Genomic DNA, 14,215 nt, shown 5'->3' with positions numbered 1-14,215 from the left:
TTTGGTATAGCTGCTTAAGTAATCGTATTGTAGATCGGTATAAACCCGATGGGGCTGCCATCCTTGTCGAAGACTTGCATTTTTCTCGAAACGGTTCCGAGCGTACTGGCCGTCTGCGTTCCATTCGTACTGATACCGGCGTTCACCGTGGAGAAGATGTTCGGCGTCGTTCCTGCGTCATATCCGATTTTTTTGTAGATTACGTTTTCGATCGTGTTCATGATGAAGTTGACGTTCGTTTCCGTCCCGAAGCAATAGATGCCATACATGGTTTGGCCCGTTTTTCCGATGATGACATTTCCGACCAAATGACAGTCCGAGATGCCGGTGTTGAGAGCGACCCCGAACGTGCCGCCGTATATATAACAGCCTTCGACTACGACCCGCTCGCAAACGCCCTGCGATTGGATCGCCGCATTGGTCGTATTATAGATGTGGCAATTCGCAATCAAAATATCGGTCGCGTTAAACAAAATGCCTTGCGTTCCGGCCCCGTTGATCCGTATGTTTTCCAGGGTCAGCCCGATAATCTTTCCGCCCATTTGTCTGGCATATACGGACGGGCCCGAACCGGCTATCCGTTCCATCGTTACATTGGACACCCTGGTGTTCAGCAAAGCCCCGGGTCTGGCAATCGGAGTGCCGATCTGAATGCCTCCCGTATTCGATGCGCTCCAGTCATTGATCGTAAGCCCGTCAATGAAGTTTCCTGAAACGTCTGTCGTCAAAGCGTTCGTTATGGCGGCCCCCGCTCCGCATTGTTTGGCCGTGCAGCCGATCATGCCGGATTGATTGGAGCTTTCAATGACAAAGCCCGTATCCGTACAATTTATCGCGATGCAGTCCATAATCAGATTTTGCGTACCGCTGGTAAACACGCCGTCAGCCGCTTTGCCCGCGATGCCGCAATCTTTCAGAATGCAGCCGGTTATTTTGCAGCGTACCGAAACTCCGCCGAGTGCGATTCCTACTCCCGGTATGCCGTTCCCGCCAATCGTATTTTGCACGATGCAATTGTCGACGGACGAATCTATACAGCTTGCCAGGTGGATGCCCACCGTTCGAATCGACAAGCTGCTCCGATTCCCATGATTGGCATCCACGACCAAATCGGCAACCTCGATCCCGCTCAATCCGCTAGCCAAAATCATCGTTTCATAGTTGGATGAGCCCGCCGCTTTGATCACCGTCGAGCTTCCGCTTCCCATGATCTTCACGTTAGGATGGGTGATCGTGAGGGTAGCGCTGACGATATAAGTCGATGCGGGCAAAAACGCAGCGCCGCCGCTTATCAGGCTATCGATAGCCGCCTTTATGGCCACGGTATCGTCCGTGCTTCCGTCGCCTTTTGCCCCGAACCATTTGACGTTGACCGGGCCTTCATAAATCCGCTTGAACCGTTTACCGGAAGTGCTGACCAGCACCAAGCCCGTATTATCCGGCGAAACGGTGTCGGAGGCATCGTAATAGAAATGCCCTTCCTGCATCGTATCCGTTACATAATAAATACTGCCGGAAACCGGGGTCCCCATGGCTCTCAGCTCCGCAATCGTCGCCAGAACCACGCAGCTTTCGTCAATCATATCCGAAACCAAGCTATTGACTTTCCGTTCCAAGCCGTTTCCAAGACTATCCCCCGGGCCGGATTCCGACTGACCGTAAACCGTTTCCGTAACGGAGCCACCTGGCTTAGCGAATCCGATTCCGCTGTTGAACAAAGTCCCAGCCGCCATCCCTACCCCGGCAATACCAATCGAAGAGAGCAGCTTTCTTCTGCTGATTTTGCTTTCCTGGTCCCCTTGCTGGCGATCTCCTTGATCCTCTTGTTCCTCTTGGCCTGCGAATGATTGCAACTGTTTCTTCATTGCATTTCCCTCCTCATTTTATAAAACGATTGATTTGGAAGCGCTAACAGAACAGCTAAACGTGCACAGAAACCTTTTCTCCGCTTCCCTCCTTCCGCTACTTTTCCTCTCGTTATTATCATGATAGAGCCAACCCGCGGATCGATCTTTATCATTCTTTCCATTTTTTTTGCACATTCGTGTTAAGGAGAGGGTTCCAGCTAGACAAATCGTCCTTCACAACTTATCATTGCTCTTATACTTAAACCGAACGATCAAACAATCCTTAACCTGGCTTCCGATTAGTATGCACATTCGTGTCAAGGAGCTGATTGTGAATGGTATATAAGCGCGTGCCTCTAAATGAAGTGGTTGTCGTGGATAATATCATTACTTTTCACTATTACGAACTCTCGGGCTCCTATTTCACGAAAGGCGAACGGCACGACTTTTGGGAATTTGTATACGTCGATAAAGGCGAAGTATTTATAAAGACGGAGAGCAGGTCGTTAACTGCCAAGCAAGGGGAAATCATTTTCTACAAACCGAATCAGTTTCACGGCGGAAGCTCCAACGAAAAATCCCCGCCAAACCTGATCATCTTAACCTTTGATTGTTCCTCGGAAGCGATGAAGGTTTTTGAAAACAAGAAATTCCGGGTAACCGATCAGGAAAGAGGCTTGCTCTCCCTGCTGGTTAAAGAAGGCTATAACGCCCTGACCCCTCCCCTAGACAAACCGTTCAAACGCGTGATGCATAAAAAGAAAAAAGCCCCCTTCGGGAGCGAACAGCTTATCAAAATTTATTTGGAAGCGCTCCTGATTGCGTTCATCCGCAGGCTTAAGGAAGAGGAAAACCTGCCTAAACTCGCCTCCACAACCAATGAAAACATAGAGAACGATCTGGTCCAGCAAATTATCGAATATATGAAGAAAAACATCGAATTGAACCTGACCTTGAAAGATATTTGCCAGATGTTTATGGCCGGCCGTTCTCTCTTGCTGCGTACGTTTAAGCAAAAAACGGGCTCCGGCGTGATCGAATATTTCAACGATCTCAAAATCGAGAAAGCCAAGGCGCTTATTCGCGAGGAGAAATTCAACTACTCCAAAATCGCGGAAATGCTAGGGTACAGCAGCATCCACTACTTCTCCCGCCATTTCAAACGCTCGACGAACATGACGCCGACGGAATATGCGCGATCCGTTAGGGCGAGAGTATCGAACCACGAAAAAAAGCCGAAAAACCCATCCAAATGACTATGAGGGTCCGTGCTTATCGGAGGTTTGTCAGTGGAGAGCGTTCAACGGCAGCAAAACAGTAAAAAGCGCCGCTTCACAGCAGCGCCTTCGCGTCATTCAAGGAATCCCATATCCAGTCCGGCTTCCGGTCCTCCGCAATCACCGTCCCTTTTTTGGTCGAGCCCGACCAAACGAGGGCCGTCTTCATACCGGCCTGCTTGCCGAGTCCGATGTCGGATTCCAAGCTGTCGCCGATGATGATGCAGCGTTCCGCCGGCAACTGCAGCTCCTGCAACGCGGTTTCGGCCATGAATCGCGAAGGCTTGCCGATTACGATGTCGACCTCTTTGCCCGTTGACGCAACGATCGCGCCAATCATGCCGGCGACGTCGATCGAATCTCCCTCGTCCCCCGGAAACGTCTTGTCCGCGTTCGTCGCAATGATCCGGGCACCGCTGCGAACGGCCCGGAACGCCTGATTCAGCTCCGCATAAGTAAGCTTCTCATGCAAGGTGATAACGAGCCAGTCGGCCTGCTCCGGCTTAGCCGCAAGTGCGATGCCGCCGACCTGCAGCTCGTCCCTCAGCCCCTGCTCGCCGAGCACCCATGCTTGGCAATCCGGATGATGCCGCTTCAAATACCTTGCGGTCGCGGTGGACGACAGCATGATTTCCTCTTCGTCCACGGAGAGCCCCATTCCGCATAGCTTGTCATGGCACATTTTGCGCGAAATGTTGCCTCGGTTGCTTAGGAAAAGCAGCCGCTTCCCGGCGGCCTTGAGCCCGGCTATCGTTTCCGGAGCGCCCTCTATGATTTGTTTTCCTTTATATACGGTGCCGTCAAGATCGATAATGAAGCCTTGCACGTCGTTCAAGTTACCGCTCATTCCTCTTCCCTCTTCCTGCTGTATTGCCGTTCCCGGCAGCCAAATTACTTGCAGCGTAGTCTATTAACGCGCTCACTGTCAAGCATGGGGCGATTATGCCGAAGGGAAAGCCATGAACGGCAGAGAGCAGCCTACATGTTTTTCTTAAAAGAATAGTGCTTGCTGCCTCTCGGAGCATCCTCCAAAACCCCGTACTCCTCGTATCCGTTCTTTCTGTAAAAATCGGGAGCTTGAAAGCTGAACGTATTCAACTTTATAAATGCGCAATGGTTGTCCCTCGCTATCGTTTCCACTTCCGATAATAGCCTAGTTCCAAGCCCATGCTGTCTGCAAGCAGCGTCAACCCATAAGATATCCACTTCTATCCAATTCCAGCACAAAACCGCAATACAGCCCGCGACGACGCTGCCGCTTTCGTCTTTTACCGCGAGATTGATTTCCTCGTATCTCGATTTCAGATCCTCAGGCACGTGTTCCGCATTGTATGCAATGAGTTTATTCCTGACGTAGTCTTTCTCTTCTTGACTGGCTCTCGAAACGTTATGTCCCGCTGTCATGGCGCATCCGCCCCCCTTTTTTAGCGTTTGAGAAAGAACCCCTTCGTTTAATTGACATGAAGACAAAATAATCGTCGATTTCCCAGATCTTCACTCCGCCGAAAATAGAGACTAACTTGTTTTTATACCAATCCTTTCGTTTCGTCACCATGTACAGGCAACCGTCTGTCGACAATCGGTTAAATCCTTTTTCAATGAACATTTTGGGAACGGAGAAATCTGCATGATAGGGCGGGTGCGAAATGATTTTAGTAAAATTGCTCTGTTTTACATTCGAATACCCATCGCTTTGGAAGATTTCCATATCGGTTAATTTGTTCAAACCCGCATTTGCTTTTGACATTTCGACAGCCGAATCGTCGTTATCGACCATAACCACGTTCCGAACGCCCGACTTGGCGGCTACAATTCCTACCGCGCCATATCCGCACCCTAAATCAAGAATACGATCCTCTTTCTGAAAATCAATAACCGAAAGCATAGCTAAAGTCCCTTTATCCACATTTCTAGGCGAGAAAAGTCCTTGGCTCGTTTCAAATTGCAAATCCACACCCTTAATGGTTGTTGTAATCACGCGGTTACTATCCCCTCCGGTATTATGGCTATCAGCATTTCCTTCCGTTCTATCTCATAAAACCATTCATTCTGCTTTTCACGCCCGGCCACTCGTCATCGACAATACTGTAAGTGACCGTATCGCGAATATAGCCGTCATACAGAATGCGGTCTTTGCGCAGCACGCCTTCTTTCGTAGCGCCAATCCTTTGAACCGCCTGATTAGAGCGTATATTCCGGCTATCCACTCTAAATTGAACCCTGATCGTATGTAAAATTTCGAAGCAATAGCTTAGCAGCAAAAATTTGCATTCGGTATTGACCCGCGTACGCCAAACCTTGGTCGAATACCAGGTCCATCCAATTTCCAGACTTCGGTTCTCGGCTGAAAGGTTTAACAACCTGGTCATTCCGACAATTCGGCCCGTTTCTTTATCCAGGACGACAAAAGGCAATTCCGTTCCTTGTTCCTTATCCTGCAAAGCTTCCAAGACGTGGTTCATCATATCCTCCGGTTTGTCCATGCGGCTGGGTAAAAATGTCCAAACGTCCGTGCTGACAGCTTCAAATAAAGCTTCTGCATGACAGGCTTCCAGCGGAATAAGAGAAACTCTTTCGCCTTCTAACGTAACCGGAGCTACATTCATGACCATCCTCCTAGCGCGACTCAATAATTAACATTAAATATAGGAACAGGAAGAAAATTAGTCAATAAAATTTAATAGATCATCCTAAATCGGGATGAGTGACGATGACCGCCTTCGTAAGCTCCGTTCACACTTGAAATCCTCCGGGTCCAAGGCTGCTATGTCCTGACTTTGACGCCCTCCCTCTTCTAAATCTTGCAATTTCAGTTGTTGATACGATTTAGAAGTCCCCAACGTCTTCTAAATCCTGCGATTTCGGTAGTTGATACGATTTAGAAGCCCTCAAGGTCTTCTATTATCCGAAAACTGCCAAAAATTCGTCCGTTCTTTGGTTTTAGCAGTCCTTGGCGTCGTCTAATCTGTTGCAAAATGCTGTCCGGGCGCAAATAGCAGTCTTTAGCGTCGTCTAAATCAGTACCCTCAAGGATAAACGCCTAACGGCATCTTTTGATGCTGGCGTTTACCGTAGGTGGAGAGCCTCCTCGAGGATATACTTTCTGATTCACCAAACGAAAGCGCCCTCCGGCGTCTCGGCCTCTACCGATTGCCGGCCATTCGAATCGAGCAATGGCAGAGGATCTATCCTTACCGTAAAAAAAGAGGTGTCTCGTTGGTCTTTGCAGACCTTTCGAGACACCCCGTTATCCTTTTAATCCAGCGACTCCTTCAGTTTCACGCCCTGCGGCATAACCGATTCCAGTTGCGTCCTCGCCGCTTGCAGGCCGTTCCCTTCTCCGCTCAAAATAGCCACGATCCCGCTATCGTCGCGCGACCGGATCAATCGGCCGATTCCTTGTTTCAGACGAAGGAGCATATAAGGCAAATCCACCTCGTCATAAGGCGATGCCGCCGCATTCCGTTTGGCCATAAAGACCGGATCCTGCGGCGGGAACGGCAGTGACCAGACGATCACATTGGATAAGGAAGGCCCCGGCACGTCAAGTCCTTCCCATAAGCTGACCGCGCAAAGAATGCTCGGCTCGTCATGCTGGAAGGAGGCGATCAGATGGCTGATTTCGCCGTCGCCCTCGAACCAAAAGCGCAAGTTCGCGCATTCCGTATACGCGTCAAGCTCCCGCTTGAACCGGCGCAATTCATCTTTGCCCGGAAACAAGATCAACGCTCTCCCTTCCGTTCGCGTAAGCAAACGGACCGTTTCCTTCATCTTCTCTTCGAAAGTCGCCGGCGTTAACCGATTCGGCGCGACGACTTGCATTCTCTGCCCGTAATCGTACGGCGAATCGACCGTGAAGGATAAGTAGCGCTCGATGCCGAGGCTGTCCGCCACGTAGCCGAACGACTTGTCCACCGATAACGTCGCCGAAGAGAAGACGATCGGCATAGCCGAACCGAAGACGCGCTCGCGCAGCACTTCCTTGACCGCTCTCGGCATGATGGCCAAAGCAAGCCCGTTTTCGCTCTCGGTCGCCCAGCAAATTAACGTTTCCGGCGTTTCGAACAGGCTGAGCGCCTTCTGCAGCATTTCCAAATGCTCCTCGACAATGCGCAGCTGGTATTCGTTCAGCGTATGAAGCCCGCTCTCGAAAACGAGATCTTCCTCTATCGAATCGAGCACGGAGCGGAACCGGCGAACTTCCCGGAGCAGCCTATCGTTCCAAACGACCCGTTTCCGGTCGGAGCCGGGAATGTCCTGGCAGCTGTCCGCGAGGAGGTCAAACATCGTTTCGCTTTGCAAAATGGCCTCGTCCACAAGCATCGCCAGCGATTCGCGGATTTCCCCTTGCAGCAGACGGGTAATGACTTCTTCGAACACGGCATGCTTCAGCTTATACGTTAAAGCCTTCTGCGCGGCGGATTCCAATAAATGGCCTTCGTCAAAGACGACGGCGCAATGATCCGGGAGCAGCGGCAGCTGCCCTTCCCGCTTCCTGCCTTCGTAGGTCCACACATGCTCCATATAAAAGTCATGCGAGCAAATGATCAAATCGGCCGACTTCCGGTAATGGTCGCGCGAAAGCGTCTGCCCGCACCGATGCCTTTTACTGCAGACGAAGCAATCCTGGAAAGCGTCCCAGTTGATCTTGTTCCATGCTTCATCATTCAAATGCGGATAGTTCTTGCGGTCGCCGTAAGCATAAAACGTTTGCAGCGCTTCGTGCGAGCGGACAAAGCCCGGAAGCCCCTCATACAGCTCCTCGAACGGCTGCCCGTCTTCCTCCCGGAATCTAGCCGAATCGAGCTTGTTCAAGCACACGTATTGATCGGGAGATTTCCCGAGTCTCGCATCGATCGCGAGGCCCAAATGCTCGGCCAGCTTGGCGATATCGCCGCCCGGCTTGACAAGCTGCTCGATGAGCGATTCGTCCGCGCATGCGATAACCGCTGGTTTTCGCATGTAACGGGCATAGCAAATCGTATATAGCAAATACACGAGCGTTTTCCCCGTCCCCACTCCCGCTTCCGCGAAGATCGTACGTTTCTCGGCAAAAGCCCGCTCCAGCTGAAAGGCCATATATATCTGCTCGTCCCGCACCTCGAAGCCGGCTTCCGGCAATACGTCGTAAAACACGTCCGCCACCCATTCGCCAACCTGCGGAATGAACGGTTGAGAAGGATCGTAGTTAAAGGGATAACGCTCCACTATTAATTGCCCCCATGAAATCAAAGTCAACTGCGCTGCTGCATCGAATAGCACAATAGACTATTATCACATGATCCCCTCTTAAATGCAAAATGAAAATAATTGGGCATGGCACATTGCGCGGAGAATACGTTCTGACATTTCAACAAAAAAACGAGCCTTTCGCATAAATTGCGCGGCTCGCCTTTTTCAGATGCAATGAAATTTGGTATGCGTTCAGCTCGTAAATTGTATGCGATACGTCTGAATTTCCCATGCCTTTAACGGAATGTCGAATCCGTCCTTCTCATGCGCAAGTGCTTCGCTACCTTCCTCATTCAAGTTCACCTTGATCACGCTTCTTATCGAATGGCTGGAAGAGAAACGAGCTGTCGAGCTGTCGGAGGACATGTTATAGCAGCGGATGATGATCTCGTTCTCGCTCCCATTCTCGGGCCGCTTCAGTGCGCTTATGCAAATATTCGATTCCGATAATTGAAAATGGCTTGTCGGAGCCGCAATCTTGTACTCTTCCCCTACAGGTGCGGACCAAACACGAATTCCTGCTTGCAACGTTTCCTGCAAGCGGACCAGATCCGCATAAGAAGTATGCGGTTCAAGCGGAGCTATGGCGTACTTATAGTGCAGCTCGCCAATCAATTGCCCGCCTTCTTCCCCATTCGATTCAACCGTCCTCCTGAAGGAACGCAGCAAGGTTACATGGATATTTCCATACTCATCGTCCGGGGCAGCACACTCATGCAGGCCGTATGCCGAGACGAACGCTAGTCCATTCCCGTCTTCTCCCCGTTTCCCCACGATTCCGCCCATCTGCTTCTCGACAACCGCACATTCCTTCCAGTCTTGCGTACTCGTATCGATGCCCGTCTTGCGTTCCACGAATGCATAAGGCTGGTTCACGAAGTAAGTGTCGGACCGGCAACCGGTCGGCAAGGATACGCGCAGCCTGTGATCGCGGGCGTTGTTCGTCACCGTCGTTTCAACATCCACATAGGAGGCCCCTTGAGACAGTCCGATCTTGGAACGGATCGTAAGAACCGTATTTTCGGATGAACGGACGAAACCGCTCGGGAGCTGCTCCATCCGGCCTGGAACCGAAATCGTATGGGTAACCTGGAATACCGTACGTACCGGCCCATTCTCTATCCGCTCAATCAGGCACGGGGCACCGTAACTGGAAATGAGCCGATCTTCTACAGGGTTGGCGTGATTATACCCGTCCCCTATTTCCCCGTCGTCAAGATAGCTTAACAAATCCTCATAACGGCTCCCGTCACCCTTGTTGTAAATGCTAATCGTTCCGTCGTTACCTACGGTCAACTTCAGATGCTCGTTCTCCGCTTCACGCTCATGACGCGACATCGCCTGCAAATAGCGGCATGTACCTTCGAAAGGCACAACATCGTATTCCGCATAACCCATTGCCGGCAAGTCCGCCTCGAACGTTACGGTATGGCGGTTATACTCCCCGATTTTCCGGTTGAACGAACGATGCTTCCAGTTTTTGCGCATGCTGACCAGCCCGTAAGGCACTTCTTCCCCGAGATGATTATACAGCTTGAAGCTATTCTTCACCTCGTAGCCGTAATGGACTTCATTGGTGAACGGATATCGCGTAGCCAGGTCAATATCAACGGTAACTACTGCGCGCCTGGCAAAAGGAAGCGGGTTCCATATACTTACAACATTGCGCCAGCCGCCTTCTGACGAAACATACTTGCTCGCTTCTCCATCCATAACATCACGGATTAGCTGGTCGGATATGCCGGCCGATTGATCGAAGCGGTAGTGCATATCTTTATGAACCTGATCAATCGAGCAGCCGCAAATGGAATCATGCGGATGATTCTGGAGCAAATATTTCCAGGCCAGGTCCACATAAGTTTTCTGAATCGAGCGCCCTTTGAGCGCAGCCAGAGCGGTTAACGGCTCGACCCATTTCTCCAGCAGCGTCTGACAATGATCATTCGCCTGCTTGAGGGGATAATAGCTGGATAAAATGTTGGGCAGCAGACGATTAAAGCCTTTCTTCTTCGTCGGCTCGTTTAATTCTCCCGTCCTGACGGCCATCTGCCCCCGATATTGCTCCATCTGAGCGCCCATCTGTTCGATATTGACATGCTTGAACTCCGCTTCCGGATATAACCGTTCCAGCATGGCCAGCACTTCGTTAGTATCCTTGCGAACATGCCCGTGGTCGCAGCTGTCCATGAGCAGATGAACGGGAAAAGGACTCCTTTTCAGTTCAAAATCAATGCGTTCCTTCAAAAACGCATCCTTCTCTTCCCCTGACAGCTTCTTGCTGTCCGCATCGTTAAGCGCTACCAGGAATGCCCCGTACAAGCCTTCATCCTGCAGCTTGAACGTTATGCACTCGCTCCCGTCAGGAGACCGCCATAAGAAATGGGCAGGAACGGTATGATCGTTGACTCCTCTTCCGATTGCAGCATGCGAGATGCCGAAGCCGTTGAAAATTTGCGGCATTTGTGCAATGTGACCGAATATATCGCATAAATAGCCGTACTTCCAGGCTTCCGTACCCCACTCGCCGCTTATATGAATGCCTTTCATCAAATTGCGGATCAAGCTTTCTCCGGATATCAAATATTCATCGGGCATCACATACCAGGGACCGATAATGATGCGCCTTTCCTGGATCAGCTTTTGCAGCCGCGCACGCTTCCCAGGCTCGATCTCCAGGAAATCCTCCAGCACGATCGTTTGACCGTCCAGATGGAACACGGCGAAGTCGGGCTGCGATTCCAGCACCTCGATCAAATCATTCATCATCGGCACTAAACGATAGCGGAAACCTTGGAACGATTGATACCATTCCCTGTCCCAGTGCGTACCGGAATAATAGTAGATAGTCTTCGACTTCACGTTCATAACCTCCCGTTGCCCAAAGGATTACGGCCGGAGGGCATGCTTCCATGCCCTCCAGCCGCTATCTTGCCATTGCCTTACCAGAAAATCTGCGGTTGATCCCTATAAGCACGCTCCTTAGGGCTTATCGTGTGACGCTCTCCCAATCTTCATCTAGTCCAAGTCCGCGCAAATCGGCGAATGTGTTGTTCAGCTCCGCCTCATACAAGCGCCAAACGACGCGAAGCCCCTGCAGACTTGCCGGTCCGTCCGTCATCGGACGCGAACCGTCGCGAATACAATCGAGGAAATGTCCGATTTCGAAATGGGTGAATTTGCTGGACATGTTCATGTCTAGCAATACGGTTTTACGTGATTCGGTATCCAAGTTCGCACGCTCTTCCTTGATATGCGTATGCAAATACAGCTTCTGTTCGGCGAGATGAATTTCCAGCATTCCTTCCGTGCAATGCGCATGAATGCTCCATCCGAGTCTGGTCCCTCTAGCCCCCCATGTCCCGAAATGATAGCCTAACGCACCGTTCTCAAACTCAATCGTTACATTACTGGTCCCTTCCTTCTCCATCCAAGGCGTTCCGAAGTTCGTCCCCAGATGAATGCCTCTCACAGGCTTACCCAGGAACCACAGCAGCAGATCGACATAGTGGCACCCGTGACTGAAAAACTGTCCTCCGCCCAATCTCTTGGATGATGTCGCCCAGTGACCTTCCGGGTATTTCGTGAACTGCTCCGTCCAAATCGACATTTGGAAGCATTCGCCATACGTTTTGCTATCGATCAAATCTTTCATCATGCGTACTGCGGGGAAGAATCGAACCGGATAAGCGGTCATCAATACTTTGCCGACTTCATCCGCAGTCCGAATAAGCTCGATACACTCTTCCTCCGTATTGCACATCGGTTTTTCCATCAATACGTGCTTGCCGGCTTTCAAACAGGTCATGCCGACTTCAAAGTGCAAATCATGCGGCAACACGACCAGCACCGCATCGACGGCATCCAGCAGTTCCCGATAGTCCGTGACGAACAGTTCCGCTCCGGTAAGCTCCGCCGCTGCACGCGCTCTTTCCTCAAGGATGTCGCAGGTAGCCGTGATAACCATCCGATCGCTTAGCTCTTGATACCCGGTGCTGTGCGTACCTGCCATCCCTCCGCAGCCAATAACGCCAAGACGTAATTTATTCGTGTTCATGTGTGTCTCTCTCCCTTTATCTTATAGGTTTAGGTTTCTATGATTTGATTGCTCCGGCTGTCAAGCCTTGAATGTAATACTTTTGCAAAAAGGAAAAGCAAAAAATGATCGGAATAACGGAGATCAGGGACCCCGTCATCAAAATATTCCACTGTCTGAACACGCCTGTATCGAGCAGCATGACGCCGAGCGGCAGGGTAAACAAGTTCTGGTTGTTAATCATAATCATCGGCAGAAGAAAACTGTTCCAGGAACCGAGGAAATTGACCATCGTGATCGTAGCGATAATCGGAGCCGAGATCGGAATATAAATCAAGAACAGAATGCGCATCACGCCTGCTCCTTCCATCTTCGCGGACTCGTACAGCTCGTGCGGAACGGAACGGAAGTAATTGCGGAACAAGAACATGGCCATTGGCGCCGCGCCGTTCACGGAAGGCAGAATGAGTCCAAGATGGGTATTAAGCAGGTTCAAATAATTTTCTACCAGATACAGAGGAATCATGATCGTGATGCCGGGCACGAACATCATGCCCAGGAACAGCAGGAAGATGGCGTTGTTGCCCGGAAAGCGAATCTTGGCGAAGGCGAAGCCCGCCATCGAGAAGATAAGATTAATTCCGATCAGCGTCCAGAACGCCACATTGAGGCTGTTCAAGAAATATTTGAAGAAATTCAACCGGTTCCATACGTCGACATAGGTCTCCCAATGCCACTTCCCTGCAGGCAGCAAAGAGTAAGTATTCATTACATCGAGCGGCGCTTTGAACGAAGCGCCGATCATCCACACGAGCGGATACAGGCATAACACGCCCCAGACGGTAAGCAGCAAGTATAGAATGGCAACCTTTATTTTCTTCACTTGGCCTCACCTCTCTCTGTTTTGTCACGGAATAACCGCAGGCTAATCAGTGATAAGACAAAGGTAATCAGGAACAGCGTCCATCCCATTGCATTCGCCCGGCCCATGTCGCCGTTTTGAAAGGCTTCCTGATAGATCAATACGTTAACGACCATCGTCTCTCCGGCCGGACCGCCCTTGGTCATCACCCATATTTGGCTGAATACTTGCAGCGCTCCATCCAGGTTCATGATGACCGCGATAACCGTAATCGGTTTCAGTATCGGCCACGTGATATGCAGCAGCTTGTGCCAGGCGTTCGCCCCGTCAATCTCGGCCGCTTCATACAGATGAGGGTCCACGGTTTGCAATCCGGCGAAGAACAGAATCAGATTGCCCGGAACGGAACCCCAAATAATCGTCACGAGAACCGCCGGCAGTGCCGTCCTCAATTCGCCCAGCCAACCGTTCACCGCGATCCATTTCTCTAGCCCAAACGCAGTCAGCATCTGATTCAGGGCGCCTGTCGGTTCGTAGATCCCTTGCCATACGTAGAAGATGGCAACCGACGAAGTAACCATGGGAAGCAGGAATACCGTGCGGTACAGTTTGACTCCGCGTATAATGTTTTGCAGCAGCACGGCAAGCACCAGCGACAGAGGAACGACAACAAACACCGAAATTATCGCGACCCAAGCGTTGTTAAGCAGCGCCTGCCAGAAAAACCGGGTCAAAATCACATTGTCGCCAAGTAAAAAGTCTTTGAAATTATCGAATCCTGCGAATCTGGCATTCCAGATCATTTGCCCCTGTCCAAGATGAAAAAAGGAGAGAACAAAAGAGAATAGCACAGTAAACAATCCAATAACCATAAAAAGGATGACTGCAGGCGCAATGAGTACATATCCAGCAATTCTTTCCCGTAGCACATCTTTTCGGATACTCATCTGTCAATAACACCCCC

11 protein-coding genes are annotated in these 14,215 nt (G+C 50.7%); 1 reads left to right on the top strand and 10 read right to left on the bottom strand.

The genetic code is table 11. The features are described from left to right. Nucleotides 1–14: 14 nt before the first annotated feature. A complete protein-coding gene (locus tag ACKGJP_RS09710; protein WP_409345456.1) occupies nt 15–1,865 on the bottom strand; it encodes a glycosyl hydrolase family 28-related protein in 1,851 nt (616 codons plus the stop codon). A 317-nt stretch (nt 1,866–2,182) separates the two neighbouring features. Between ACKGJP_RS09710 and ACKGJP_RS09705 the strand changes: the two genes are divergently transcribed. Next, complete coding sequence (locus ACKGJP_RS09705) at nt 2,183–3,103, top strand: helix-turn-helix domain-containing protein (protein ID WP_409345455.1); 921 nt, start codon at nt 2,183–2,185, stop codon at nt 3,101–3,103. Nucleotides 3,104–3,179: 76 nt separating this feature from the next. Here the strand turns inward: ACKGJP_RS09705 and ACKGJP_RS09700 are convergent, their stop codons facing one another. The 9 genes from ACKGJP_RS09700 to ACKGJP_RS09660 form a co-directional block, all read right to left on the bottom strand. Then, on the bottom strand, nt 3,180–3,971 hold the full coding sequence (locus ACKGJP_RS09700) for an HAD-IIA family hydrolase (protein WP_409345454.1): 792 nt from the start codon (nt 3,969–3,971) through the stop codon (nt 3,180–3,182). Nucleotides 3,972–4,102: 131 nt separating this feature from the next. Further along, nucleotides 4,103–4,528 (bottom strand): GNAT family N-acetyltransferase, encoded by a 426-nt coding sequence (locus tag ACKGJP_RS09695; RefSeq protein ID WP_409345453.1) that lies wholly within the window; start codon nt 4,526–4,528, stop codon nt 4,103–4,105. Beyond that, a complete protein-coding gene (locus tag ACKGJP_RS09690) occupies nt 4,512–5,102 on the bottom strand; it encodes a class I SAM-dependent methyltransferase (RefSeq protein ID WP_409345452.1) in 591 nt (196 codons plus the stop codon). The genes ACKGJP_RS09695 and ACKGJP_RS09690 overlap by 17 nt, the downstream gene beginning before the upstream one ends. A gap of 49 nt (nt 5,103–5,151) precedes the next feature. Beyond that, a complete protein-coding gene (locus ACKGJP_RS09685; RefSeq protein WP_409345451.1) occupies nt 5,152–5,730 on the bottom strand; it encodes a GNAT family N-acetyltransferase in 579 nt (192 codons plus the stop codon). Between the two features lie 649 nt (nt 5,731–6,379). Next, nucleotides 6,380–8,332, bottom strand: a complete 1,953-nt coding sequence (locus ACKGJP_RS09680) for an ATP-dependent DNA helicase (RefSeq protein WP_409345450.1) — start codon at nt 8,330–8,332, stop codon at nt 6,380–6,382. 216 nt (nt 8,333–8,548) lie between these two features. Further along, the gene (locus ACKGJP_RS09675) at nt 8,549–11,215 is read right to left on the bottom strand and encodes an alpha-mannosidase (RefSeq protein WP_409345449.1); all 2,667 of its coding nucleotides are present in this window, start codon (nt 11,213–11,215) and stop codon (nt 8,549–8,551) included. Nucleotides 11,216–11,342: 127 nt separating this feature from the next. Beyond that, nucleotides 11,343–12,410, bottom strand: coding sequence for a Gfo/Idh/MocA family protein (locus ACKGJP_RS09670; protein WP_409345448.1), 1,068 nt, complete (start codon nt 12,408–12,410; stop codon nt 11,343–11,345). A 37-nt stretch (nt 12,411–12,447) separates the two neighbouring features. Next, entirely contained in the window at nt 12,448–13,272 is an 825-nt protein-coding gene (locus ACKGJP_RS09665) for a carbohydrate ABC transporter permease (protein ID WP_409345447.1), read from the bottom strand. Continuing rightward, the gene (locus ACKGJP_RS09660) at nt 13,269–14,198 is read right to left on the bottom strand and encodes a carbohydrate ABC transporter permease (RefSeq protein WP_409345446.1); all 930 of its coding nucleotides are present in this window, start codon (nt 14,196–14,198) and stop codon (nt 13,269–13,271) included. The genes ACKGJP_RS09665 and ACKGJP_RS09660 overlap by 4 nt, the downstream gene beginning before the upstream one ends. Nucleotides 14,199–14,215 lie beyond the last annotated feature (17 nt).

The organism is Paenibacillus litoralis, assembly GCF_046244365.1.
Lineage (GTDB): Bacteria > Bacillota > Bacilli > Paenibacillales > NBRC-103111 > Paenibacillus_V.
Note: the sequence above shows the minus strand (reverse complement) of the source record. Positions and strands in the feature narration are given on the sequence as shown.

Bases quoted from the DNA above. Each gene is read 5' to 3' on its own strand.
- ACKGJP_RS09700 (WP_409345454.1), bottom strand. From the start codon at position 3,971: ATGAGCGGTAACTTGAACGACGTGCAAGGCTTCATTATCGATCTTGAC.
- ACKGJP_RS09705 (WP_409345455.1), top strand. From the start codon at position 2,183: ATGGTATATAAGCGCGTGCCTCTAAATGAAGTGGTTGTCGTGGATAAT.
- ACKGJP_RS09710 (WP_409345456.1), bottom strand. From the start codon at position 1,865: ATGAAGAAACAGTTGCAATCATTCGCAGGCCAAGAGGAACAAGAGGAT.
- ACKGJP_RS09695 (WP_409345453.1), bottom strand. From the start codon at position 4,528: ATGACAGCGGGACATAACGTTTCGAGAGCCAGTCAAGAAGAGAAAGAC.
- ACKGJP_RS09685 (WP_409345451.1), bottom strand. From the start codon at position 5,730: ATGAATGTAGCTCCGGTTACGTTAGAAGGCGAAAGAGTTTCTCTTATT.
- ACKGJP_RS09660 (WP_409345446.1), bottom strand. From the start codon at position 14,198: ATGAGTATCCGAAAAGATGTGCTACGGGAAAGAATTGCTGGATATGTA.
- ACKGJP_RS09670 (WP_409345448.1), bottom strand. From the start codon at position 12,410: ATGAACACGAATAAATTACGTCTTGGCGTTATTGGCTGCGGAGGGATG.